At 68.8% G+C, this 25065-nt stretch carries 23 protein-coding genes; 12 read left to right on the top strand and 11 right to left on the bottom strand.

Going from position 1 to position 25065, the window contains the following annotated elements; genetic code table 11:
• From Q664_RS02250 to Q664_RS02215, 8 genes are all read left to right on the top strand, one after another.
• Positions 1-323: cation transporter dimerization domain-containing protein (locus tag Q664_RS02250; protein WP_043389389.1), on the top strand; the 323-nt coding region annotated here is incomplete at its 5' end.
• Positions 324-480: 157 nt separating this feature from the next.
• Positions 481-1806 carry a hypothetical protein gene (locus Q664_RS02245; protein WP_043389364.1) on the top strand — a complete coding sequence of 442 codons (1326 nt, stop codon included), beginning with the start codon at positions 481-483 and terminating at the stop codon, positions 1804-1806.
• Between the two features lie 81 nt (positions 1807-1887).
• The gene (locus Q664_RS02240) at positions 1888-2940 is read left to right on the top strand and encodes a hypothetical protein (RefSeq protein WP_326938655.1); all 1053 of its coding nucleotides are present in this window, start codon (positions 1888-1890) and stop codon (positions 2938-2940) included.
• On the top strand, positions 2940-3497 hold the full coding sequence (rsmD, locus tag Q664_RS02235; RefSeq protein ID WP_043389360.1) for a 16S rRNA (guanine(966)-N(2))-methyltransferase RsmD: 558 nt from the start codon (positions 2940-2942) through the stop codon (positions 3495-3497). Before Q664_RS02240 ends, rsmD begins: the two co-directional genes overlap by 1 nt.
• Positions 3498-3530: 33 nt before the next feature.
• Positions 3531-4013: a pantetheine-phosphate adenylyltransferase gene (gene coaD, locus Q664_RS02230; protein WP_043389358.1), complete on the top strand. Its 483-nt coding sequence runs from the start codon at positions 3531-3533 to the stop codon at positions 4011-4013.
• A 132-nt stretch (positions 4014-4145) separates the two neighbouring features.
• Positions 4146-5336: a pyridoxal phosphate-dependent aminotransferase gene (locus Q664_RS02225; protein ID WP_043389356.1), complete on the top strand. Its 1191-nt coding sequence runs from the start codon at positions 4146-4148 to the stop codon at positions 5334-5336.
• 158 nt (positions 5337-5494) lie between these two features.
• A complete protein-coding gene (locus tag Q664_RS60445) occupies positions 5495-6058 on the top strand; it encodes a hypothetical protein (protein ID WP_235216518.1) in 564 nt (187 codons plus the stop codon).
• On the top strand, positions 6055-6654 hold the full coding sequence (locus Q664_RS02215; RefSeq protein WP_052517569.1) for a hypothetical protein: 600 nt from the start codon (positions 6055-6057) through the stop codon (positions 6652-6654). Before Q664_RS60445 ends, Q664_RS02215 begins: the two co-directional genes overlap by 4 nt.
• Before the next feature lie 94 nt (positions 6655-6748).
• On the opposite strand, the gene Q664_RS02210 is transcribed toward Q664_RS02215, so the two are convergent.
• From Q664_RS02210 to Q664_RS02200, 3 genes are all read right to left on the bottom strand, one after another.
• Positions 6749-7300, bottom strand: a complete 552-nt coding sequence (locus tag Q664_RS02210) for a hypothetical protein (RefSeq protein WP_043389354.1) — start codon at positions 7298-7300, stop codon at positions 6749-6751.
• A gap of 3 nt (positions 7301-7303) precedes the next feature.
• The gene (locus Q664_RS02205) at positions 7304-7780 is read right to left on the bottom strand and encodes a hypothetical protein (RefSeq protein ID WP_043389353.1); all 477 of its coding nucleotides are present in this window, start codon (positions 7778-7780) and stop codon (positions 7304-7306) included.
• Between the two features lie 105 nt (positions 7781-7885).
• Positions 7886-8626, bottom strand: coding sequence for a hypothetical protein (locus Q664_RS02200; protein ID WP_043389351.1), 741 nt, complete (start codon positions 8624-8626; stop codon positions 7886-7888).
• Between the two features lie 156 nt (positions 8627-8782).
• Here Q664_RS02200 and carB point away from each other — a divergent pair, with 156 nt between their 5' ends.
• Both carB and dacB read left to right on the top strand, forming a co-directional pair.
• Positions 8783-12010, top strand: a complete 3228-nt coding sequence (gene carB / locus Q664_RS02195; RefSeq protein ID WP_043389349.1) for a carbamoyl-phosphate synthase large subunit — start codon at positions 8783-8785, stop codon at positions 12008-12010.
• A 201-nt stretch (positions 12011-12211) separates the two neighbouring features.
• Positions 12212-13714, top strand: a complete 1503-nt coding sequence (gene dacB / locus Q664_RS02190; RefSeq protein WP_043389386.1) for a D-alanyl-D-alanine carboxypeptidase/D-alanyl-D-alanine endopeptidase — start codon at positions 12212-12214, stop codon at positions 13712-13714.
• Positions 13715-13717: 3 nt separating this feature from the next.
• Here the strand turns inward: dacB and Q664_RS02185 are convergent, their stop codons facing one another.
• A complete protein-coding gene (locus tag Q664_RS02185) occupies positions 13718-14533 on the bottom strand; it encodes an alpha/beta fold hydrolase (RefSeq protein ID WP_043389347.1) in 816 nt (271 codons plus the stop codon).
• A 124-nt stretch (positions 14534-14657) separates the two neighbouring features.
• Between Q664_RS02185 and Q664_RS02180 the strand changes: the two genes are divergently transcribed.
• Complete coding sequence (locus Q664_RS02180; protein ID WP_043389345.1) at positions 14658-15290, top strand: TetR/AcrR family transcriptional regulator; 633 nt, start codon at positions 14658-14660, stop codon at positions 15288-15290.
• 40 nt (positions 15291-15330) lie between these two features.
• Entirely contained in the window at positions 15331-16323 is a 993-nt protein-coding gene (locus tag Q664_RS02175) for an extracellular catalytic domain type 1 short-chain-length polyhydroxyalkanoate depolymerase (RefSeq protein ID WP_043389343.1), read from the top strand.
• Positions 16324-16382: 59 nt separating this feature from the next.
• On the opposite strand, the gene Q664_RS02170 is transcribed toward Q664_RS02175, so the two are convergent.
• The 7 genes from Q664_RS02170 to argC all read right to left on the bottom strand — a co-directional run bounded on the left by Q664_RS02170 (position 16383) and on the right by argC (position 24947).
• On the bottom strand, positions 16383-17939 hold the full coding sequence (locus Q664_RS02170; RefSeq protein ID WP_052517568.1) for an ATP-binding protein: 1557 nt from the start codon (positions 17937-17939) through the stop codon (positions 16383-16385).
• Between the two features lie 126 nt (positions 17940-18065).
• Positions 18066-18824: a glutathione S-transferase family protein gene (locus Q664_RS02165; RefSeq protein WP_043389342.1), complete on the bottom strand. Its 759-nt coding sequence runs from the start codon at positions 18822-18824 to the stop codon at positions 18066-18068.
• 132 nt (positions 18825-18956) lie between these two features.
• Positions 18957-19862, bottom strand: coding sequence for an ornithine carbamoyltransferase (gene argF, locus Q664_RS02160; protein ID WP_043389339.1), 906 nt, complete (start codon positions 19860-19862; stop codon positions 18957-18959).
• On the bottom strand, positions 19859-21304 hold the full coding sequence (gene argH, locus Q664_RS02155) for an argininosuccinate lyase (protein WP_052517567.1): 1446 nt from the start codon (positions 21302-21304) through the stop codon (positions 19859-19861). The genes argF and argH overlap by 4 nt, the downstream gene beginning before the upstream one ends.
• Positions 21301-21801 carry an arginine repressor gene (gene argR, locus Q664_RS02150; protein WP_063934645.1) on the bottom strand — a complete coding sequence of 167 codons (501 nt, stop codon included), beginning with the start codon at positions 21799-21801 and terminating at the stop codon, positions 21301-21303. The genes argH and argR overlap by 4 nt, the downstream gene beginning before the upstream one ends.
• Positions 21802-21810: 9 nt before the next feature.
• Positions 21811-23889 carry a bifunctional glutamate N-acetyltransferase/amino-acid acetyltransferase ArgJ gene (gene argJ, locus Q664_RS02145; RefSeq protein ID WP_043389336.1) on the bottom strand — a complete coding sequence of 693 codons (2079 nt, stop codon included), beginning with the start codon at positions 23887-23889 and terminating at the stop codon, positions 21811-21813.
• Positions 23886-24947, bottom strand: coding sequence for an N-acetyl-gamma-glutamyl-phosphate reductase (argC, locus tag Q664_RS02140; protein WP_043389334.1), 1062 nt, complete (start codon positions 24945-24947; stop codon positions 23886-23888). The genes argJ and argC overlap by 4 nt, the downstream gene beginning before the upstream one ends.
• Positions 24948-25065 lie beyond the last annotated feature (118 nt).

The following is a 25065-nucleotide window of genomic DNA, read 5'->3' as shown; positions in this document are numbered from 1 at the left end:
TCGTCGTGGGCGCCGTGCGGCTGGTGCGCGACGCGGTGGACGTACTGCTGGAGGCGGTGCCGGCGCACGTGGACCTGTCGGTGGTGAAGGGCCTGCTGCTGAAGGTGGAGGGCGTGCGCGACGTGCACGATCTGCACGTGTGGACCATCGCCAGCGGGATGCACGCGCTGTCGGCGCACCTGGTGGTGCAGGATCCGATGGTCTGCAACAACGATCACATCCTCACCGCGGCCAAGCACGAGCTCTTCGAGCGGTTCGGGATCGACCACACCACGATCCAGATCGAGAGCGAGACCTACGCCCACCAGGGCGAGGTGCACTGAGCCGCTTCTTCTAGACGCTCGCCTTCTACGACCGGGAGGCCGTGAGGGGCTCGTCTCGTCCTTCCTCCAGACCGTTGGCCCCACGCGTATTGGATACACTCCCTGGGCGCCCAGGTAGAGTAGTGGTTCTGATACCCGTACCTGGGAGAATGGACACATGATGTGTGCGCGGTGGATGTGTGGTGCCTTGTTGTGCGTGCTGACGGCCTGCGGGCTCGTGGGGGGTGGGGGCGGGGGAGGAGGTGGTGGTGGGGTTCCCCGGGAGAACACCGCGGCGACGCTGACGCTGAATGACTCGCGGTTCTACGTCGAGTACCGCAATGGCGTCATCACCGCGTTGCCGGGCGGGGACGTGGTGCTGTCGGCACTGCTGGCGGACGACAAGGGCTACAGCGCCGATCTCGCGGTCATCCGCCTCGACTCCTCGATGAGGCCGAAGTGGGCCGTGCGCATCGACGAGCGGACCGTTCCGTCGCAGGTGCTGCCGGGCCCGGAGGACTCGGTCTTCGTCCTCGCGGGAGAGTCCTATCCCGGCTCGCTCCGGGTGCTGCGGCTCGAGGGGGCGGATGGAAGCGTGGCTCGCGCCGTCGAGTACGGCCTCGCGCCCGGCCGCGCCCTGGTGCTCGACGACGGGGGGCTGCTGCTCGCCGCGGGCAACCTGATGCGGGTGGATGCGTCGCTGACGCCCGTCTGGGCGAAGACGATCCCCGCGGTGCACGTGGTGGCGGCGGGCGATGGCTTCGTCGCGGCGGGCGTGCCCCTGGGCCTGGGCGGCCGCATGTCGGGCATCGGCCTGACGAAGTTCTCCCTGGACGGCAGGGTGGCGTGGAAGAGCTTCGCCTCCCCCGGGCCCGCCCAGGGCCACAGCCTCGCGGGCCTTCGCGTCCAGCCCGATGGCTCGTTCCTCGTGGGGCTGGGCAACGACTCCACGCGCAGTGACAACGTGGCCGCGCTGAGCCCGTTCGTGCTCACGGCGTTCGATGCCTCGGGCCGCCTCCAGAAGATGAGCCGCGCGGAGCTCTGGCAGACGGTGGCCACCTCGACGGGGAGCACCCAGGCCCCGCTCCAGTTCGGCAGCGGCCACTCGCTGGTCCCCATGGGCGAGGACACGTGGATGTCCTTCGTGGCGAACAGTGGAGCGCTCGGCTCCGACGTGCGCACCCAGGTGCTCGCCCGCTTCGGCGCCGATGGCTCCTTCCTGGATGCCCGGTACGCGGGCCTCCACGTGGCGCCCGGACCCGATGGTTCGACGTTCTCCTTCACCCTGTCGGGCCCGGAGTTGACACTGCTCCAGGTCTTCCCCAAGGGGGCGGGCTGCGTGCAGGCGCCGACCCATGCCGCCTTCTCTCCCGTCGAGGGCAAGTCGGAGTACACCGAGGGCGCCAGCGTGTCGGTGTCCGACGTGCGGGTGGTGACGAAGAGCCTCGTGCGCACGGCCACACCGCTCAGCGTGTCCACCGCCTCGGGTTGCGCGGCGCCCTGACGCCCGTCCCCTGGGGGGCGCGCCAGGTGAGGGGCTGAACGAAATTCCCCATATCGCGCTTGCGGCCCCCCTCGGGAGCGGATGATTCTCGTTCTCCGGATGAACGTGCTCGACAAGGTGCTGACGCTGAGGCCGACGAGCGTGGTGGCGCGGCTGGGGACCCGCTCGCGGCTGCCCGCGCTCAACCCGCGCGATCTGCTCGCGGCGCTCGAGGGGGTACCGGCGGCGCTGCCGTGTGCGCCCGTGCCCGTGCGGCCGATGTTGCCGGGGCTGCTGGCGGCGGCGCGGAGCGAGGACGCGGTGCTGGGGCTGCTGTGCCAGCACCCGTTGGCGGACCGGGGCGCGGCCGAGCGCTTCATGGCCGCGGTGCAGGAGGTGGCGGAGGCGGATGGCCACACGCGCCCCGTCTTCCTGCAGGCGGGGCCGGTGCGGGTGCCGAGGGCGGAGCCGGAGACGTTGGGGCAGCTCGAGGAGGGCCTCTTCCGCCTGGTGGACGCGGGCTTCTCGCTGGTGTCGCTGGACGTGACGCGGCTGGACGCGGGCGCGGCGGCGGATGCGGTGCGGCGGCTGGCCGGGCCGGTGGTGGAGCGGGAGCTGGCGCTGGAGGTGTCACTGCCCGCGGGCGCCGAGGGCAGTGAGCTGGACGGCGCCAGGGATCTCCTGGAGGGCCTGCGGCGGCGGGGCCTGGCGGTGCTCTTCCTGCGTGTGTCCGCGGCCCTGCTGGGCGAGGAGGATCAGGACGTGCAGTTCCTGCGGAGCCTCGTGGAGCTGGCGGGGCAGTACGGGGTAGGGGTGACGGTGGGGGAGGCGGGGCGGCGTTCGGCGCGGGTGCTGCCGACGTACGTGGCGGCGGGGGTGAAGAAGGTGGAGTGCACGGCGCCCTTCGAGCGGCTGGCGCTGGCCTCGTTTCCGGAGCAGGTGCGCGCGAGCCTGGAGCAGAAGGCGGAGAAGGCCGGACTGGGAGCGGGAGAGTTGCTCGGGGTGATGGGCGCGCAGCTTCCGGCACTGGATGGCACGGAGGCGACGCGGCTGGAGGCGCTGACCTTCACCGAGGCCTGCGAGGTGCTGGCGGCGCTGGGCGCGTCGCGGACGGGGTGGAAGTCGATGCTCTTCCTGGCGGAGCGGGGCGACTGATGCGGATTGTCGCGGGCAGTGCGAAGGGAAGGGCGCTGGCGGGCCCCAAGGCCACGTCGAAGCACATCCGCCCCACGGCGGACCGGGTGCGCGAGACGATCTTCAACGTGCTCGGCCAGTGGCTGGAGGAGCAGAAGGTGCTGGACCTCTACGCGGGGACGGGGGCGCTGGGCCTCGAGTCCGTCTCGCGAGGGGCCACCCGGGCCGTGCTGGTGGATTCGGACCGCGAGGCGCTGTCTCTCTGCCGGACGAACACGGAGACGCTGGGTTTTGGCACGCGGGTGGAGATCCTCGCGCAGCCGGTGGAGCGGGCGCTCGAGGTGCTCGGCCGGAGGGGGGACAGGTTCGAGCTCGTCTTCGCGGACCCGCCGTACGCGGCCCGGGTGGTGGAGACGGTGCTGGAGGGGATCGCCCGGAACAAGGTGCTGGCCCTCGGGGGCACGGTGGTCGTCGAGCACGACAAGCGGGAGGCGGCCCCCGAGTCCCACGAGGGCTTCGAGCGGGTGGATCAGCGGCGTTTCGGTGACACCTTGATCAGTCTGTTCCGCATTCCTTGACCGGTTGTCACGGTGCGTCGAGACTGGGCATGCATGCGCACCGCCATCTATCCGGGCTCGTTCGATCCGCTCACCAACGGTCACCTCAGCATCATTCAGCGCGCACTCCAGATGTTCGATCGGGTGATCGTCGCTGTGGCGGTGAACCCGAAGAAGGTCCCGCTCTTCAGTGAGGAAGAGCGCAAGCAGCTCATCCTCGATGCGTGCCAGGATCCGCGGGTCGAGGTGGATGCCTTCCACGGACTCCTGGTGGAGTACGCGAAGAAGCGCAACGTGAACGTGCTGTTGCGCGGACTGCGGGCCGTTTCGGACTTCGAGTACGAATTCCAGCTGGCGAACATGAACCGCAAGCTGGCACCCGGCATCGAGACCGTCTTCATGATGACGGGCGAGGACTACTTCTACGTGTCGTCGCAGCTCGTGCGCGAGGTGGCCTCGTTCGGCGGCAACGTGGAGGGACTGGTTCCGCCCAACGTGCTGAAGGTGTTGCGCGCGAAGTACGCGAAGCAGGGCTGAGCGGCGCCAGAAGCGCGGCTCGATGACGCGGTGGGCCGAGAGTCGTTGGCGCACCGTGGCAGGGCGTGGATCTGTTCACTGGTGACTCCGGGCTTCTTGTCCAGCCGGGGGGCGCGCTGCTAGTCACCAGCCATGAATCTTGCGAACCGGCTCAAGGCCATCAAGCCGTCACCCACGCTCGCGCTCAACGCGAAGGCGAAGGCGCTGGCGGCGCAGGGCGTGGATGTGGTGGGTCTCGTGGCGGGCGAGCCCGACTTCGACACGCCGGAGCACATCAAGCAGGCGGCCATCGAGGCCCTGCGGCAGGGCTTCACGAAGTACACGCCCACGGCGGGCATCCCGGAGCTGCGCGAGGCCATCTGCGGCAAGCTGGAGCGGGACAACCGCCTCACGTTCACGCCGGATCAAGTGGTGGTGTCGGTGGGGGCCAAGCAGGCCATCTACAACGCCTTCCAGGCGCTGCTGAACGAGGGCGACGAGGTCATCATCCTGGCGCCGTACTGGGTGAGCTACCCGGAGATGGTGCAGTTGGCGGGTGGCAAGCCCGTCTTCGTGCAGACGCGCGAGGAGGACGGTTTCGCGCCGGATCCGGACGCCATCCGCCGGGCGCTCTCGCCGCGCACGAAGGCGATCATCCTCAACAGCCCGAGCAATCCGTCCGGGGCGGTGTTCTCGCGGGCGGCGCTGGAGGGAATCGCGGAGGCGGTGCGCGGTCACGAGTGCCTGGTGATCAGCGATGACATCTACGAGAAGCTGCTCTACCAGGGCGAGTTCCTGAACATCGGCAACGTGGCGCCGGAGCTGGTGCCGCGGCTGGTGGTGATCAACGGGATGAGCAAGGCCTTCTCGATGACGGGCTGGCGCCTGGGTTACGCGGCGGGGCCCAGGTGGCTCATCGCGGGCATGCAGATGGTGCAGGACCAGTCCACGTCGAACGCGGCGTCCTTCGTGCAGAAGGCGGCGGTGGCGGCGCTCAAGGGGCCGCAGGACATCTTCGTGCCCATGGTGGAGGAGTACCGGGGGCGGCGGGACATGGTGGTGGATGCGCTCAATTCGATTGAAGGCGTGCGCTGCCGGCGTCCCGAGGGCGCCTTCTACGTGCTGCCCAACGTGAGCGGCCTGCTGGGGCGCACGTACAAGGGCGAGCCGCTGACGGGGTCGATGCAGATCTCGGAGATCCTGCTCAACGACTTCCGGTTGGGCGCGATGCCAGGTGCTCCGTTCGGCGTGGAGGGCTACCTCCGGATGAGCTTCGCGACCTCGCGCGAGCAGCTGCACAAGGGTCTGGAGCGCTTCCGCGAGTTCGTGGGCTCCACGCGCTGAGACGCTTGTGCCGCCCCCATCGCCCGCCTAGCTTCGGCCAGATGAGAAGCGGGAAGTTGCAGTTGGGGACACTGGCCCTCTTGGGAGTGCTCGTAGCGGGCTGTGCATCCGGACCGGCAGGTCCGGGGCCGGCTCATGATGAGAGCACCCGTGGGCCCGTGGAGATGGCTGGCGGCAGCTTGTCCCCAGCCGTCGAAGAGCTCGACCAGTACGTGCTCGTCATCCAGGAGTCCCCCAGCGGTCACCTCACACACAGCTGGCGCCCCGTTGTGGAATTCGATCTTTCGCAATTCAGGCTCCAGCCGCGTGCGGAGAGGGCCCATGGCCGCATCGTGCCCGCGGCTGCGCACTCGCGCGATTGTCATGCGGAGTTCGACGCGTGCATTGCGAGTTGCCTGAGTCAGCCTCTTTCCGAGGACTATTCGCACATCACTTCGTATCGCGCCAAGGAGGAGCATTGCAGGAAGGGCTGCTGGCAGCCGTACCGCGATTGCGAGGAGTTGCAGAGGCGCCGCCCTCAAGAATTCTCGGCCACGAATCAAGCGGTTGACTGGTTGAAGCGCAATCGTCACGAGGTGTTGGTGGGAAGTGTTGTCGTCGTTGCGGGAGTTGCCTTCATCGTGGCCTTTCCCCCTGGGGCGCTCATTGCCTTGATTCCAGCGGCCGCATTGGCCTCCTCGGAAGTTGATGGCGAGCCCCGATTCACGGCGGTGGTGCCGTGACGATTTTCGACCGCATGCTCGAAGCGCAGGAGTTCCTCGGGAAGAACCGGGAACATGCTCAGTCTCCCGAGGAGAAGGAGTTGTTTCTCCTTGCCATCGACGCACTCTGGTTCGTTTGGCGGAATGGGCAGTCTTATGAGTTCGAGCGTTACCGCAGTGATGAATGCAAGTCTCCCCCGTGGGTCATCGCTTCCTTCAACACCCGCGACGACGCAGAAGTCTGGATCAGGGAAAGGCCCCAGTCGCCCGATCTGGCCCTCTTGTTGATCGCGGACGAGTACCACGTCGTCCTTTCGTCTCGCGACGGAGAACGCCGTGCGCTTGTTCCAGATCTGGCGATTGCGATCCATATCGAGGAGATGACGCGAAACGGTCTTCCTCCTGCGGTGGCCACGTTCAACACGCGTGACGAGGCGGAGGCCTGGTGGGGTGCTCAGGCCGAGCATCCTGCGCAGGCCGTCATCCAGATTGGGAGCGAGCGCTATCTGGCGGCGTTCTACGCGAACATCCAGCACCGCGCCCTTTTCCCCTTCTCCGCTGTGGAGAGACTCCATGCAATTCGAAGGAGGGGGGAACAAAAGGAGGCGGGCGAGTAGAGGCGGCGAGCCCTTCCGTACCGAGCCGTTTTGATGGGTGTCAGGGATGCGTCCTGCCGAACCCGGTCTTACGTGAGGGCTATGGTCAGCGGCATCACTCTTCCCCAACTGGGATCATTCCCTGCTGAGCGGCGTAACGCCTCGCGTCCGTGACGTAGTAGAGGATGCGCTCGGACTCGGGGAAGACCTTCAGGGCCCTTTCCCCGAGTTGGAGTGCCTGTGACAGCGACTCGCGAGTTCGCGTGTCGGTCCAGTGCCGGATCATTCCCGCCCACGCGTACTCGAGTGTCTCCAAGGACTTCGCAGCTCCCTCCTGATGGAGCGCGAACGCGTCCTCCGGGGCGTTGCGGAGATCGTCCAGGAAGTAGCCGAGCTCCACCAACGAGGGAGCACTTCGTTCCGAACTCTGTACCGCCTGCTCCAGCAGCCGCTGGGCTTCCGAGAAAGACTCCCGAGCATCCACGCTGGGCTGCTCGATGAGTTGGAGCAGCCGGGCGAGGCGCAGGAGGTTGGGGGTGAACGCAGGACAGGCCGCGAGTAGTTCTCGGTGGATTCGGAGCTGCTCGGGATTGTCTTTGTCGGCCTCTCCCGCCTTCCGGGCCGCCTGGAACATGGCCGTCAGCTCATCAAGGCTGGGATGCGCCACGGCCTACCTCACCTTGTCCATCAAGCGATCCGGGTTCTCGAGCAGCTTCTTGGCCATTCTCAATTGGGCTTCCGTGGCGAGGCTGAAGTCGCCCCTGTCCAGCATCCGCTTGATCTGAAACAGGGTGTAGTCCTTGAGCTGCGAGGGGAAGTCCGGAGCGCGCTGGAGCCTCGCGGAGATTTCGCCGAGCTTCATGTTCAACTGGGCGATGCGCTCCAACAACCGGGTTGCATGAGGCTGGGAGAGGAGCCCCGACGCGACGCCCTCGGCGATCAGGGCTTCTGCCTCGGCGAACTGTCCGTTGGCGATGAGCACCGAGACGCGGGAAGAGACGGTGCTCCCCTTGGCGCGTACGCCTTCGTCCTCGACCTCGGTGTCAGGCCCATGACGCTCCTGCTTCGCTGTAGCGGAGGGCTCCCGGATGGAAGCCGAGCGCTCATGACCACACCCCAGGCCGAGCAGGATGGGACCAACGAGCATTAGTACTCCAATCCGCATGACCGCCCCTCTCGCGAGTACACCCTGAGTATAAGAGGGGCTCTCTTCCTTCGATGGCCACGAGCCCCGAAGTTCCGGCTCCTGCGGTCAGTCCGTATAGGCGAACGCCTTCCAGCCGTCGCCGTCCTGCCGGTACAGGAGGACCGCCGCGCGGCCCGAGAGGTTGGCCACCGCGGCGTACACCTCGGTGCCGCGCGGGACGATGGCGCCCAACCGCGCGGGCGGCTTGCCGTACTTCTTCTCCATCTCCGCGTACGGCAGCACTTCCACGTCGTAGAGCGTCACCAGGTCCGTCCGCTTGTTGCGCAGCTCCTTCACCCAGGTGACCACCAGCGGCTCGGGCGCGTCGAACCTCCGCTCCTCGAGCTGGAAGGGGAAGGAGAGCATCGACACGGTGCTGCGCACGTCACCCGTGAGCAGATAGCCCACCAGGTAGCGGGCCTCGTTGCGCACCTGATCCTGGACACTGCCGGGCTCGGGGGCGGGAGCCGGAGCCGCCGGGACCGTGGGAGCCGGAGCCTGAACAGTGGGAGTGGGGGTCGGAGCGGGAGCCGGGGCCGCGGGAGCCGGAGCCTGGGCGGCGGCGGGTGCCTCGGCGGCGGCCTCCTGCTTGCGGCGGCGGCGCGGCTTCTCGGCGGGCGCCGACTCTCCGGCGGGCGCTGCCTGCTCAGTGGGCGCGGCCTGCTCGGCGGCAGGAGCGGGAGCCGGGGCCGGGGCGGGAGCCGGGGCCGGCTCGGATGCCGGGGCCGCGGCGGGGGCTTCCTGGGCCTCCTGGGCCAAGACGGGAGCGGCGAGGGTGAGGAGCAGGGCCAGGGACCAGCGACGCATGAAACCTCCGGAAAACGGAGCGCAGACTAGCAGAGCGCCCGGCCGCCTGGGACCGCCCCCCCTGCCGCCTGGCGGGCTCCACCTCCGAAACCCCCCGCTACCCGTTTCACACGGTTCGTGCAAGAGGGGGCGAAGGTTGCTATTGGGCCCCCCTCGATGCCCAAGCGTAACGATATCCGGAAGGTCCTCGTCATCGGTTCTGGCCCGATCGTCATCGGCCAGGCGGTCGAGTTCGATTACTCAGGAACCCAGGCCACCAAGGCACTGCGGGAGGAAGGCGTCGAGGTCGTCCTCTTGAACAGCAACCCGGCGACGGTGATGACCGACCCGGAGTTCGCCCACCGTACGTACATCGAGCCCATCACCGTCGAGGTCGCCGAGCGGATCATCGCCCAGGAGCGCCCCGACTCCGTCCTCCCCACCATGGGCGGACAGACGGCGCTCAACCTGGCCAAGGCGCTCGCCGAACAGGGCATCCTCGAGAAATACGGGGTGAAGCTCATCGGCGCCTCGCTCGAGGCCATCAACAAGGCCGAGGACCGGCTCCTCTTCAAGCAGGCCATGGAGCGCATCGGCGTGGCGCTGCCCAAGAGCGGCTACGCCACCACCATGGAGCAGGCCCTCGCGCTGACCGAGGAGATCGGCTTCCCCGCCATCATCCGGCCCTCCTTCACCCTGGGTGGAACCGGCGGCGGCATCGCCTACAACCGCGAGGAGTACGAGGCCATCTGCCGCTCCGGCCTCAAGGCCAGCCCCACCTCCACCATCCTCATCGAGGAGAGCGTGCTCGGCTGGAAGGAGTACGAGCTGGAGGTGGTCCGCGACTCGGCGGACAACGTCATCATCGTCTGCTCCATCGAGAACCTGGACCCCATGGGCGTGCACACCGGTGACTCCATCACCGTGGCCCCCGCCCAGACGCTCACGGACCGCGAGTACCAGCGGCTGCGCGAGGCGTCCATGCGCATCATCCGGGAGATCGGCGTCGACACGGGTGGCTCCAACATCCAGTTCGGCGTCAACCCGCGCGATGGCCGCATCGTGGTCATCGAGATGAACCCGCGCGTGTCTCGCTCCAGCGCGCTGGCCTCGAAGGCCACGGGCTACCCCATCGCCAAGGTGGCGGCGAAGCTGGCGCTCGGCTACACGCTGGACGAGCTGCGCAACGACATCACCCGCGACACCCCGGCCTCCTTCGAGCCCACGCTGGACTACGTGGTGGTGAAGGTGCCGCGCTTCAACTTCGAGAAGTTCCCCCACGCCAACCGCACCCTCAGCACCAGCATGCGCGCGGTGGGCGAGGTGATGGCCATCGGCCGCACGTTCCGCGAGGCCTACCTCAAGGCGATGCGCTCCATGGAGTCCGGCCGCACGGGCCTGGAGTCCCCCGAGCTGCCCGAGGACAAGGACGAGCGGCGAAAGGTGCTGCGCGACCACGTGCGCGTGCCCCGTCCCGAGCGGCCCGGCTACCTGGTGCAGGCCTTCCGCGAGGGCATGACGGTGGAGGAGGTGCACGAGCTGTCCTCCATCGACCCGTGGTTCCTGCGTCACATCCAGGCGCTGGTGCACGAGGCGAAGCGCATCCAGGAGTTCGGCAAGCTGGAGAAGGTGCCGGACGAGGTGCTGCGCGCGGCGAAGGCGGACGGTTTCGCGGACAGGTACCTGGCGCAGCTGCTGGGCTGCACCGAGGCCGATGTCCGGGCGCGCCGGCACGAGAAGGGCATCCGGCCGGTGTTCAAGCGGGTGGATACCTGCGCCGCCGAGTTCGAGGCCTACACGCCCTACCTCTACTCCACGTACGAGGAGGAGGACGAGGCGCCGCCCACCCCGCGCCAGAAGGTGCTCATCCTGGGCAGCGGCCCCATCCGGATCGGCCAGGGCATCGAGTTCGACTACTGCTGCGTGCACGCGGCCTTCGCGCTGCGCGAGGCCGGGTACGAGACGGTGATGGTCAACTGCAACCCGGAGACGGTGTCCACGGATTACGACACGTCGGACCGCCTGTACTTCGAGCCGCTCACCATCGAGGACGTGCTGGAGGTGTCACAGCGCGAGAAGCCGGTGGGCGCCATCGTGCAGTTCGGCGGGCAGACGCCGCTGCGCCTGTCCGTGCCGCTGGAGAAGGCGGGGCTACCGATTCTCGGCACGCCGCCGGACGCCATCGATCGGGCCGAGGACCGCGAGCGCTTCGCGCAGCTCATCGAGAAGCTGGGGCTGACGCAGCCGGAGAACGGCGTGGCGCGCAGCCACGAGGAGGCCTACCGCGTGGCCGACCGCATCGGCTACCCGGTGATGGTGCGGCCCTCGTACGTGCTGGGCGGCCGGGCGATGGAGGTCGTGTACGACCAGCAGAGCCTGGAGCGGTACATGCGCGAGGCGGTGAGCGCGTCGCCGGAGCACCCGGTGCTGATCGACCGCTTCCTGAAGGACGCCACCGAGGTGGACCTGGATCTGGTGGCGGACAAGACGGGCGCGGTGCTGGTGGGCGGAGTGCTGGAGCACGTGGAGGAGGCGGGGGTGCACTCGGGTGACGCGGCGTGCACGCTGCCGCCGCACTCGCTGTCGCCGGACCTGGTGGAGCGGATGAAGGATCAGGCGATCGCCCTGGCGAAGGAACTGGGCGTGGTGGGCCTGATGAACGTGCAGTTCGCCATCCAGGGCAAGACGATCTACGTGCTCGAGGTGAACCCGCGGGCGAGCCGCACGGTGCCGTTCATCTCGAAGGCCACGGGCATGCCGCTGGCGAAGATCGCCTCGCTGTGCATGGTGGGCAAGACGCTGGCGGAGCTGGGCGCGACGCAGGAGCCCGAGTTCCGGCACGTGGCGGTGAAGGAGTCGGTGTTCCCGTTCGCGCGCTTCGCGGGGGTGGACGTCATCCTCGGGCCGGAGATGAAGTCCACGGGCGAGGTGATGGGCATCGCGGACGACTACGCGTCGGCCTTCGCGAAGAGCCAGCAGGCGGCGGGCGTGAAGCTGCCGAGGAGCGGCAAGGTCTTCATCTCGGTGAAGAACGACGACAAGCCAGCGGTGGTGGATCTGGCCAGGCGGCTGCGCTCGCTGGGGTTCCAGATCGTGACCACGGGCGGCACGCACGACTACCTGGCGACGAAGGGGCTCGAAACGCAGAAGGTGCTGAAGGTGCAGGAGGGCCGGCCGCACATCGTGGACAAGATCGTGGATGGGCAGATCGTCCTGGTGATCAACACGACGTTCGGGAAGCAGGAGATCGCGGACAGCTTCTCCATCCGGCGCGAGTCGCTGATGCACAGCGTGCCGTACTACACGACGGTGCAGGCGGCGCGGATGGCGGTGGGGGCGCTGGAGGCGCTGCTGCGCAAGGAGCAGACGGTGCGTCCGCTCCAGGACTACCTGGCCAGGAAGTAGGGGAGTCGGAGGAGGGGAGCCCTTCCGTCAGTAACTCCCCACGCCGTCAACAACCCCTCTCCCCCCGGGAGAGGGACGGGGTGAGGGTATCCGGCTCCCGGGTTGCCCCCCCGCCCCCTCTGTGGACGTCCGCACGAAAGCCGTACTCCGTACGCAACCCCAGCGTCGACACCCCCGTGAGGGGACGGTAGCTTGAGCTTCATGCGCCGTTCCCCCCTCGCGACGCTCCTGTTGGCGGCCCTCGTGCTGCCAGCCTGTCTTCCCCGCGTGACGACCCGTCCGCCGCCGCCGTCACTGACCACGGTGGCGGACTCCCTCTTCGAATCCGTGGAGAACGAAGGCACGCTCGCCAGTGTCTTCATGGTGGACGCCGCCACGGGCATCCCCCTCTACGCGCGTCATCAGCACGTGCGCCTGCTGCCCGCGTCGACGATGAAGGTGGTGTCCACCTCCGCGGCGCTGTCCGCGTTCGGCCCGGACTACCGCTTCCACACGCCGGTGCGGCTCGAGGGCACGCAACTGGGCAACCTCTTCCTCGGGGATCTCGTGGTGGAGGCCTCGGGAGATCCCTCACTGGGCTCGTGGCGCTTCCCCGAGACCACCGTGGCCTGCGAGCAGCTCGCCGAGGCCATCCACACGCGGGGTATCCGGCAGTGGATTGGAGCGGTGCGGGTGAACAACGCGGACGAGGGGCCCTATGGCCTCTTCGGTCCGGGCTGGGCCTGGGATGATGCGGCCTACGCCTACAGCGCCGCCCCGTCCCTCTTCGTCTTCCGCGAGAACGTGGTGGACCTGTCGCTGGAGCGCCCCGAGGGCCAGGACTGCAACACCCAGCCCCGGCGGCCCATCACGGTGCGCTACAGCCCGGCCTTCGAGGCACCGCCCACCGTGGTGTACCTGGAGCCGAACGCCCAGCGTGCCGGGCTCGGCTGCGTGCGCGAGCGGGGGAGTGGGAGCATCCGTTGCGTGTGGCGCTCGACGGCGGAGCAGTGCCCGCGCAAGGCCAACATGCGTGTCGCCATCGACGATCCCCAGGCCCTGTTCTCCTCGTGCCTGGAGGAGTCCCTGGCCGTGCGTGGCATCTGGCGCGTGCCGGCCGCTCCGCATACGGCGGCCGTGCCCACGGCCACCACGAGCGAGCCGCTCTTGGAGTTCGTCAGCCCGTCCCTGGCCGAGCTGGTGAAGGTGACGAACAAGGAGTCGCTCAACCTGTACGCCGAGCGGCTCGGCCTGCGCTTCACCCGCGAGCGCACGGGCACCGAGAGCTACACCGCGCTGCGAGACGCGATGGCGCAGGAGCTCACACGCCGGGGCATCTCCCCGCGTCTGCTGCGGGCAGCGGATGGCAGTGGGCTGTCTCGCTACAACGTGGCCACCGCGCAGGGGTTGGTGGGGGTCATCTACACCAGCCTGAAGGAGCCGTACGGCCCCGCGCTGCTGGAGAGCCTGCCCATCGCGGGCGTGGACGGCACGCTGGCGAACACCGCCGCCAACAACGGAGCGAAGGGGCTCATCCGCGCCAAGACGGGGACGCTCTCGGGGCAGAAGGCCTTCGTGGGCGTCGCCGAGCGTCCCCATGATCCCGAGCACCCCCGCGTCGTCTTCGCGATGATGCTGGGCAACATCGACGAGCAGCCCACGCTCACCGCGAACCAGGTGTTCGAGCGCTTCGCCGAGGCGATGGTGTCCCTGCCCCTGCGCTGAAGCTCAGCCCAGGCTTCGCGTGTCGCGGGCCGGCCCCTCGAGCTCGAGGAGGAAGGCCTTCACCGCATCGATGAGCTGCCCGGGTTGATCCATCGGCGAGGCATGGCCGGAGTCCGTCACCACCTGGAGGCGGGCATTCGCGAGCAGGTCGACATACGCCTTCTTGGCGGACAGGGGCGTGTAGTCGCGATCGGAGGCGAGGACCAGGACAGGGCAGGAGATCTCCTTCAGCCGCGCCAGGACGCTCCAGCCGACGAGCCCGCGGGTCGCGCGCATGTACGCGTCCGGCTCGTTGGCGCCAATCGCCTCCTCGACCCTCTGCCGGAGCTCCGCCTGCTCCGGCTTGGGGAAGAGCTTCGGTGCGAGCATCCGGGCAAAGCGCTTCGGTCCGAGGGACTTCAGCAGCAGCACCCGCGCCGCCAGCGCGAGCCTCATGCGCATCGTGCGCGGAACCATGTCGGGCCCGCTGTTGACGATGGTCAGGCTGCGCACCAGCTCCGGCCTGTCCACCGCGAGCTGGAAGGCGATCATCCCGCCCATCGAGAGCCCGACGACGTGCACGTTGGCGAGACCGAGCCGATCGCACAAGGCGGCGATGTCCCGGGCGAAGAGCGGCACCCCATAGGCACCCGCCGGCTTGCCGCTGCGTCCATGGCCTCGCACGTCGGGAACGATGACGCGGTGGTGGGCCTCGAGCCCGGGCGCGACGAGCTCCCAGTCCCGTCCCGAGGAGCCGAGCCCGTGCAGCATCAGCACGGGCGTGCCCGTACCGGACTCCTCGTAGTGGAGGGAGAAACCGTTGAGCTGGAGCAGGGGCATGGTCGCGGCCTCGGATTCCGGCGGGCACCGGAGTGAATGATCGTTCGTATGAACGATTTGAATAGAACCCTTCAGGCGTGGTATGGATGCTAATTGAACGAACGTTCGTTCATCAAGGTGGATCATGCGTTCCCTTCCCAGAGCACGTCTGCAGGGCCAGAAGGTGAGCCTCCCGCCCTCGGTGCCCGAGGGGGCGCGGCGGCGAATCCTGGAGACCGCCCTGCGGCTCTTCGCCAGCCAGGGGTTCCACGGCACGTCGGTCCGGGATGTGGCGAAGGAGCTGGGGCTCGGGCCGAGCGCGCTCTACTCGCACTTTCCCTCCAAGGAGCACCTCCTCGCGGAGCTCGTCAGGGTGGGGCATGAGGCGCACCACGAAGCCCTTCGCGCGGCGCTGCTGGAGGCGGGCACCGAGCCGGCCGCGCAGGTCCGGGCGCTCATCCGGGCCCACACCTTCACGCATGCGACCCATCCACTCCTGGCCATCGTGGTGAACGAGGAGATCCACGCCCTGCCGCCCGAGCTCGCCGCACCCGCGGTGGCGCTGCGCGACCAGTCTTCCGCCCTCCTGCGCGAGGTCATCGCGCGTGGCGTGGCGATGGGACGGTTCTCTCCTCCAGAGCCGCTCGTGACCGCGGCGGCGATCTCCGCGATGGGTGTGCGCATCCCGTACTGGTACGAGCCGGGGGGAGCACTCACTCCTGGCGCGCTCGCGGACGCCCACGCCGAATTGGCGCTGCGCATGTTGGGCGCGAGCTGACCGAAGGGCTCACACCGAAGCAGGCAACAAGGAGAGAACCATGAAGCGGAGTCTCGGCGCCTTCTGGCGCATGGGTGCATGGCTGCTCGTGCTGTTCGCGCTGTCTGGAACCCCGGCCCAGGCGGGCTCGTGGGTCCACGGCAGCTATACGAATCTCTGGGGCACTCGCGGCTTCCAGCTCTGGGTCCCGGATGGGTATGTGCCGGGCCAGCGGATCCCCCTGGTCGTCGGGCTCCATGGCTGTCTCCAGAATCCCGATCAGTTCGCTGGCCTCACGCGTCTGAATGAGAAAGCGGACGCCGAGACGTTCCTGGTCCTCTATCCCAACCAGTCCACCACCTCCAATGGCACTCAATGTTGGAACTTCATGCTCGCCACCAACCAGGAGCGCGGCATGGGCGAGCCCTCCATCATCGTGGGCATGGTGGATTGGGTGAAGAGCCGCTACCAGGTGGACGGCCAGCGTGTCTATGCCGGGGGCGTCTCCGCTGGCGCGGTGATGACGAGCATCCTGCTCGCCTGTTACTCGGATGTGTTCGCCGCCGGCATGGTCGGGGCGGGGGCGATGTACAAGGGCGCGACCACGGCCTCCGGCAGCGCCTATGCCATGGCGTTCGGCAGCATCTACGATCCCAATGCCCGCGGCCGTGACGCCTGGGCGTGCTCGGGCCAGCGGCGCTGGCCAGTGCCGGTGCTCGTCATCCATGGCTCCGAGGACAGCGTCGTCAATCCCATCAACGGCGAGCAGACCGTGCAGCAATTCCTGCAGACCAATGATTACGGCGATGATGGCCGCGACAACAACAGCGTGCCCTATGCGCCCACGGATGTCTGGTATGACAGCGTTCCGGGTGGCCGCGGCTATTACGTCAAGAATTACGAATACGGGGGCCGGCTGCTGGTCCAGAAGTATGAGATCCAGGGCATGGATCACGCCTGGCCCGGTGGCGATGCCAGCTACCCGTTCGCCGATCCCTCCGGCCCCGATGCCACCACCATCATGTGGGACTTCTTCGCGCAACACGCGCGCTGACGGGACGACCCTCACCCTGGCCCTCTCCCAGAGGGAGAGGGAACATCCACGGTGCTCCACTAGGACAACAGGGGCTGGCGCGCGCTCGTGGGCTCCGGGGCTTCCGTGAAGGACTCGGCTGCCGTGCGCAGGCGGACGCGGAAGGTGGTGCCCTCGCCCACGGTGCTCTCCACGGACAGCTCACCTCCGAGTGCGCGGATGATCTCGTGACTGATGGGCAGCCCCAGGCCGGTGCCTTCCCCCGCGGGCTTGGTGGTGAAGAAGGGCTCGAAGATGCGCTCGAGGTTCTCGGGCGGGATGCCACAGCCGGTGTCCCGCACCTCCACCACCACGTGCGAGCCGTCCTGGACGCGCGTCTTCAGCCGGAGCTCCCCACCTCCCTGGGGCATGGCCTGCGCGGCGTTGACCAGCAGGTTCACGAAGACCTGGGCGAGCTGCACGGCGTTGCCCTGCACCTGGGGCAGCTCGCCGTAGTCGCGCACCAGTTGGGCCCGGCTGCACACCTTGCCCCGGACCAGGTGGAGGGATGTCTCCAGCACCTCGTGGAGATCCAGCGGATGGGAAGACACCGGATCCCCTCGCGAGAGTGATTGCAGGCTCTGCACGATGAGGCGCATGCGCTCGGCTCCCTCACGCGCCTCGGCGACCGCCTCCAGCAGATCACTCCGGACGTCCTCCGGCTGCTCCAACTGGCGCAGCTCCGTCTGGATGAAGCCGAGGTTGCTGGAGACGAACGCGAGCGGGTTGTTGATCTCATGCGCCACGCCCGCCGCGAGCATCCCGATGGCGGCCATCCGCTCGTTGAGCCGCAGGCGTGCCTCGCTCTCGCGCTGCTCGGTGATGTCCCGGACCGTGACGGCCAGACAGTCGCCCACGGCCCGCAGCTCGCGGCGGAACCAGCGGCGCCCGGCTCCGGGCAACTCCTGGAGCACTTCCTCGTCCTGGGGCTTGCCCGTCCGCCAGAACGCCTCGCACGCCGCGGGAGGCGCGATGAAGGCCGCATGGGGGAACTCGGCGAGGAAGTGCCCCTCGGCCTCGCGCGCGCGGCAGCCCAGCAGGGTCTCGGCATGGGTGTTGAGGTGCAGGACGCGCATCCCCTCGGTCTCGCCCCGGAGGATGAAGAAGGCGTCGAAGCTGCCCCCCACCGCCAACCGGAAGAGCGCCTCGTTGCGGCGCCGGGCCTCTTCTCCGCGCAGCTGGGTGGACAGATCCCGGGCGATGCCGAACAGCCCGGCCACCTGCCCATCCTCACTCCGGAGCACGCCCTTGGTGGAGAACCACTCGCGCTGCGACCCCGCCATGCGCTCGCTCATCTCGGAGTGCAGCACCCGCCCGGCGAGCAGCACCTGCCGGTCGAACTCCATGGTGGCCTCCGCTTCCCCGGCGGGCACCAGCTCGTCGTCCTTGTGGCCGAGGATCTCCTCCACCGGACGACCCAGGAAGCTGGCCCCGGCGCTGTTGATGAAGGTGTAGCGGCCCTGGAGATCCTTGGTGAAGACCGCGTCCGGCGAATGCTCGGCGAGGTGCAGGAAGAGCTCCCGGTAGGGCAACCCCGGCGGTGAGACCACATGCCCCTTATTCAGGACGGCCTCACCCGAAACACAATCCTCGGTCATGGAGATCCCCCCGGGTTTCTTGCATCTCCAGGTAAGTAATGTGTTGCTGGAATTCCCAGCGGAAGCCGCGCCCCGGCGTTCGTTGAGAACTCCACCCTGCATCTGCCGCCTGGCGAACAGCGGGCTTCAGGGCTTCTCGTGGGGACCGACCGGAACGGGGCGGTGCTCGGTGTAGAGCTGGTCCCTCCAGCGGACCAGGTCGGCGAACCGCTCCGCGAGCGCCGGGTGCGCCCAGGCCTTCCTCCGGCCCGGCCCCAGCGGGATGAAGAGCTCGTCCACGGGCTGGATGCACTGGAGCGTCAGCGCCATGGTGATGTCCGCGTACGAGAACGCGCCGGTGAGGTATTTCCTGCCCTGGAGCCCCGCGCGCAGTTGCTCGAGCCCGGGCACGACCGTGTCGAGCAGGGACGCCTCCGGGTCCTTCGCCGCCTCGTGCTTGTTCGCGAGGAAGAGGGCCGCCATCCGCGCCATGGGCTTCAGCGGGCCCCGGGCGATCCCGGGGACGAACGAGGGCAGGGCCTCCACCTGGGCCTCGGGAAATTGGAGGAGCCGCTGCACCATGTACGCGCGCCCCACGCGCAGCATCGCGTCACTGCGCTGCTCCCATTGCTCGATCTCCGGGAGCGACGCCGCGGGGAACAGCGGGGAGCCCTTGCCCTGACGCTCGGCCCATTGCGCGATCGCGTACGAGCCCATCGTGGCCTTCGAGCCATCCAGCAGGAGCGGGACGGTGCCGCGCTGCCCGGAAGGTGCATGGAGCCGCAGCCGCAGCTCGCCCAGCAGGGGAATGTGTTCGCGGTACTGGTACGCCACGCGATGGTGGTCCAGTGCCCAGCGCGCCTTCTCGGTCCAGCCGGAGTAGCCCAACCCCACCAGGGTTCTCATGAATGGTGACTCTGTCCGGAGTCCGCTTCCATGGCAACAAGTGAGGTGGCTATTGGCGGAACGGTGGGGTGGGGGGCTCTGGTTTCGAGAACACCCTCACCCCAGCCCTCTCCCAGAGGGAGCGGGTGATCATCAACCCAGGATGAGCTGCTCCAGCAGCGCCTTCTGGACGTGCATCCGGTTCTCCGCCTCGTCCCATACCGCCGACTGCGGACCGTCGATGACTCCGCCGGTGATCTCCTCGCCCCGGTGCGCCGGCAGGCAGTGCAGCACGATCGCTCCCGGGTTCGCCTTCGCCAGCAGCGCCTCGTCGAGCTGGTAGTCGTGCAGATCCTTCATGCGCTTCGCCGACTCCGCCTCCTGGCCCATGCTCGTCCACACGTCCGTCACCACCACGTCCGCGCCCTTCACCGCCTCGGCCGCGTCCGCCGTCACGTGCACCCGCGCTCCCGCCTGCGCCAGCAGCTCCGCCGACGGACGGTATCCCTCCGGGCACCCCAGCCGCAGGTTGAACCCGAAGAAACGCGTCGCCTCCACGAACGAGCGGCCCATGTTGCTCGCGCAGTCACCCAGGAAGGCAATCGTCTTGCCCTTCACCGTCCCCAGCCGCTCCTCCACCGTGAACAGATCCGCCAGGATCTGCACCGGGTGCCCGCCCTCCGACAGGCCGTTGATCACCGGCACCTGCGACGCCTTCGCGAACGCCGTCAGCCGATCGTCCCCGAACGTGCGGAACATGATGCAGTCCGCGTAGCCGGAGATGACCCGCGCCGTGTCCTCGATCGTCTCGCCCCGGGCGATCTGGCTGCTGCCCGCGGTGATCGTCGAGACCGTGCCGCCCAGTTGGTACATCGCCGCCTCGAACGACAGGTGCGTGCGCGTCGAGGACTTCTCGAACACCAGCACCAGGTGCCGCCCCGCCAGCGTCGTCACCACTTCCTTGCGCTTGCGGCTTGCCTTGAGCGCGTGCGTCCGCTTGAACAGGGCCCGGTATTCGGCCTCGGTGCGGTCGGCCAGGGTCAGAAAATCGCGCTTCACAGTGCTGCCTCCTGCAAGGAATCGAAAAGGGCCGCGAGCCGGGGAATGGCAGCCGCCATCTCCCGCGCCCGCGCCGCATGGGACTTCAACCCGGCAATCTGCTTCTCCACCGACGCCGGTCCGGTCCCTCCGGCGTTGGCCTTGCGCTCCACCGCACGCCGCGGATCCGCGCTCTTCAGCACCTCGGCGTCGAAACGCGGGTCCACCGACTGTGCCAGCTCCAGCGTCACCTTGGCCAGCGGCAATCCGCGCTCCTGGCACGCCCGCACCAGCGCCCCCGTCGCCTTGTACGCCGTGCGGAAGGGAATCCCCTTCATCGCCAGCGCCTCGGCCACGTCCGTGGCCTGCATGTAGTCCGACTCCACCGCCGCGAAGCACCGCTCCTTGTCGAAGGACACCTTGCCCAGCGCCAGGTTCAGCATGGACAGCACGCTCGTCAGCAGCGGCCCCGTCTCCAGCAGCACCTGCCGATCCTCCTGCAAGTCCCGGCTGTACCCGCCCGGCAGCCCCTTCACCAGCACCGCCAGCGTGTTCAGGTTGCCCACCGCACGCCCCGACTTGCCGCGGATCAGCTCGAAGACGTCCGGGTTGCGCTTCTGCGGCATCATGCTCGAGCCGCAGGCGATCTCCCCGTCCAGCTTCACGAAGCCGAACTCGGGCGAGGCGAAGTCGTAGAAGTCCGTGGCCACCCGGCTCGCGTGCAGCAGCGAGCGCATGGCCGCGTACGCGAAGTCCATCGCGAAGTCCCGGTCTCCCACCGTGTCCAGGCCGTTCATCGTCACGCGGGGGAAGCGCAGCAGCTCGCGCGTCACCTCGCGGTCGATGGGCAGCGACGTGCCGCCAATGGCGCCCACGCCCAGCGGCAGCGAGGCCACCTGCTCCAGCACGAAGCCCAGCGCGTCCACGTCCCGGGTGAACATGGCCCCGTACCCGCACAGCAGGTACGCCAGCGAGATGGGCTGCGCCCGCTGCCGGTGCGTGTACGAGGGGAGGAGCGTGTCGCGCTCCGCCTCGGCCCGGGCGGCCAGTCCGTCCAGCAGCGTCGCCAGCACGCCGAGCGCCTCGGCCACCTTCTCGCGCACGTGCAGGCGCAGATCCAACGCCACCTGATCATTGCGCGAGCGCGCCGTGTGCAAGAGGCCCGCGCGCTCCCCGAGGACGCGGGTGAGCTCCGCCTCCACGGCCATGTGCACGTCCTCCTCCTCCGCGAGGACGAGCGTGCCGCCCTGCGCGGCCTTCCAGATGGCCACGAGCTGCTCACGGATGGCGCGCGCGTCCTCCGCGGGGATGAGCCGGGTGCGCGACAGCATGGTGAGGTGGGCCATGCTGCCCACCAGATCCTCGGTGAGCAGCGCCTTGTCGAGCGCCAGCGAGCTGGTGAATGCCAGCACCTCCGGGTGGAGGCCGGGCCCGCCGGAGGCGGCCGTCTTGGCAATCGTCACGGGGTTTCTTCCTTTCCAAAGAGGGACTTCAACTTCCGGTTCAATACACGGGTGGACTTGCCACGGGCCGGGGCGACGAAGATGGTGTCATCTCCGGCGATGGTGCCCAGGTTCTCGGGCAGCCGGGCCTGATCGATGGCCGACGCCACCAGGGGCGCCGAGCCCGGGCGGGTGCGGACCACCACCAACATCTCGTTGTCCTCCACCGAGAGGACCATCTCCGACAGCTCGCGCAGCCGGTCCTCGCCCGAGGGCGGTGGGGCCTCCTCCAGCCCGTACACCGTGCCGCCCTGGGGCAGGGACACGCGCATGGCGCCGAGCTGGGCCAGGTCCCTCGACAGCGTGGCCTGGGTGACGTCGAAGCCCTCTTGCGCCAGGAGCTGTCCCAGCTCGTCCTGGGTGGACACCTTGTGCGCGCGGATGATGCGGCGGATCGTCTCCTGCCGCGCCGCCTTGTCTCCGTTGGTGCGAAGCGGACTCACGTTCGAGGTCCTCATGGCCGTGCCTCAGCGGGTGACGAGCGTTCCGACACCCTTGTCGGTGAAGAGCTCGGCGATGAGGCTGTGCGGGACGCGCCCGTCGATGACGTGCACGCGCTCCACGGAGCCTCCACTCAGGGCCTTGAGCGCCATCTTCGCCCGCGTCTGCATGCTGCCGGCGAACGCGCCCGCCGTCAGGAGCACCTCCAGTTGCTCGGTCGTGAGCTCGTTGAAGAGCTCCTCGCCCCGGAGGATGCCTGGCGCGTCGTGCAGGTAGATGAGCTTGTGGGCCTTGAGGGCGCTGGCCACCTCGGCCGCCACCGCGTCCGAGCCCAGGTCGTACGTCTGTCCGTCCTCGCCCAGCCCCACCGGGGAGATGATGGGCACGTAGCCCTGGCCCAGCAGCATCTCCAGGAACTCGTGGTTGACGCGCGTCACCTCGCCCACGTGCTCCCGGGAGCGGCCATCCTCCACGGGAATCCGCCGGGCCCGCAGCAGCGCGCCGTCCTTGCCGGACAGGCCCACCGCCCGGTCCCCCATGTTGTTGAGGATGGTGACGAGCTCCGAGTTGACGGAGCCGGACAGCACCATCTCCACCACCTTGAGACCCGAGGCGTCGGTGATGAGCCCGTCCTCCTGGCGCAGGCCGAGCTTGTCCAGCGTGCGCGTGAGCTCCGGCCCGCCACCGTGAACGATGATGGGCTGCAGGCCCGCCGAGCGCAGCAGCTCGATGTCCCGGCAGAAGGCCTGCTTGAGGGACTCCTTCACCATGGCCGCGCCGCCGTAGCGGATGACACAGCGCTTGCCCCGGAAGCGGGAGATGTACGAGAGCGCCTCGACGAGCAGCGTCGTCTTGAACGCGGGGCTGTAGTTGGCCAGCCGATCATCCCGGCCCACGCCACCGTCGGGCCTCGGGACGATGAGCGAGGTGTAGTCCGCGTTGATCTTCACGTAGTCGTACGAGAGATCGCACCCCCACGCCATGGAGGAGCCCTCGCCGCCGGTGAGGCACACCTCGACGCGGACCTCGGGCTCGCGCATGCGCGCCTTGAGGTGGGCCGGATCGTACGGCTTCGGCTCGCCGTCGTAGACGGAGATGCCCTGGATGCGGACGTGGGCCGAGTAGGGGTCCACGGCGTAGCCCTGGGTGCCGGCACGCGCGCCCACCGTGGCCAGCACACGGCCCCAGTTGGGATCCGCCCCGAAGACGGCGGCCTTCACCAGCGTGGAGCCGGCCACGGCTCGCGCCAGGTCCTGGGCGATGGCGGTGTCCGGCGCGCCCGAGACCTCCACCTGCAGCAGCTTGGTGGCGCCCTCGCCATCCGAGGCGATCTCCCGCGCCATCTCCAGGCACAGGTCCGAGAGCGTGGCGGTGAAGACCGTCAGCTCCGGCCCGGGATCGGCGATGGGCGGGTTGCCGGCCCGGCCGTTGGCCAGCGCGTACACGGTGTCGTTGGGGCTCATGTCCCCGTCCACCGTCAGGCTGTTGAAGGTGGTGGACACCGCCTCGCGCAGGGCGGCCGCGAGCACGCCGGGCTGGATGGCGCAGTCCGTGGTGATGACGGCGATCACCGTGGCCAGCGAGGGGTGCATCATCCCCGAGCCCTTGAAGATGGCGGAGACCGTCACGTCCCGGCCACCGATGCGCACCGTGCGCCACGTCTGCTTGGCGCGCGTGTCGGTGGTCATGATGGCCTCGGCGGCGGAGTCGGGCTCGGAGCGCAGGGCGTCCTTGAGCGGGCCGAGCACCGTCACCACCTTGTTCACGGGCAGGGGATGGCCGATGACACCCGTGGAGGCGGTGAGCACGGCGGACGGAGGCACGGTGAGGACGCGGCCCAGCTCGTCCCGCAGGGTGCGCACGGCCTGTTGTCCGGCGGGGCCGGTGAGGGCGTTGGCGTTGCCCGAGTTGACGAGCACGGCCTGGATGCCCGAGGCGGGCAGGCGGGGCTCGGCGTCCTGCACCGGGGCGGCCCGGGCCTTGTTGGCCGTGAAGCAGCCCGCGGCCGAGCAGGGCGTGTCGCTGTAGACGAGCGCCACGTCCTTGCGCTGGGGCTTGAGGCCGGCATGGATGCCGGAGAAGGAGAAGCCGAGCGGTACCTTCACGGATTGAAACCCCGCAGGGTGGAGAGGCCCAGCGTCTCCTCCCACCCCATCATGAGGTTGAGGTTCTGGACGGCCTGTCCGGCCGCCCCCTTCACCAGGTTGTCGATGGCGGCCGTCACCACCACGCGGCCCGGATCGTAGCCCGTGGTGTCGGCGGCCACGGCCACCGCGCAGCGGTTGGTGCCCACCACCCCCTTGAGGCTCACCGCGTCCGGCGAGGCCTCCACCGTCAGGAAGGGGCAGGAGGCATAGGCCTGCTCCAGGGCGGCGCGGGCCTCGGCGGCGGTGGCGCCCGCGCGCAGGCGCCCGTAGGCGGTCACGAGGATGCCCCGCTTGAGCGGCAGCAGGTGCGCGGTGAAGGTCAGGGGCACGGTGCGGCCCGCCACGCCCGCGAGCGTCTGGGCGATCTCCGGCGTGTGCTGGTGGCGCAGCACGCGGTAGGCGCGGAAGTCCTCGTCCACCTCGCTGAAGCTCAGGTCCTCCGAGCCCTTGCGGCCCGCCCCCGTGGTTCCCGAGGCGGCGTCGAAGATGAGGGAGCCCTCGTCGAGCAGCCCGGCCTTCAGCAACGGCGCCACCGACAGCGCGCACGCGGTGGCGTAGCAGCCCGGGTTGGCCACGAGCTTCGCGCTGGGAATGCGCTCGCGGAAGAGTTCCGGCAGTCCATAGGCGGCCTGCTCCAGCAGCTCGGGCGCCGAGTGCGTGAAGTTGTAGAAGGCCGGATAGCTGGCGAGGTTCCTCAGGCGGAAGGAGCCCGAGAGATCGATCACCCGCACGCCCGCGGCGATCAGCCCGGGCACCAGGTGCAGCGACGTCTCGGCCGGCGTGGCGAGCAGCACCACCTCGCACTCCCTGGCCAGCTCGGCGCTCTTGTCCTGCGGCGCGTACTTCAGCTGCCCCACCGGACCCATGATGCCCAGACGGCGGCCCACGGCCTCCCCCTGCCACCTGTCGCTGGTCACCAGCCGCAGCTCCACCTTCTCGTGGGCCGCCAGGATGTGGGTCGCCTCGACGCCGGAGTACCCGGACGCTCCAATGATGCCGATCGCCGTCTTATGCATGAGCGTGCATGAATATTCGCTACGGTGCATACACGCAAGTGACAAATGCATATTCCCGCGAGTGTTCCCTCTCCCCTCGGGAGAGGGTCAGGGTGAGGGTGCCCGGGCCCGTTCTCCG

Origin of the sequence: Archangium violaceum Cb vi76, assembly GCF_000733295.1 — a bacterium.
GTDB lineage: Bacteria > Myxococcota > Myxococcia > Myxococcales > Myxococcaceae > Archangium > Archangium violaceum.
This window is presented reverse-complemented; position numbering and strand designations above follow the sequence as displayed.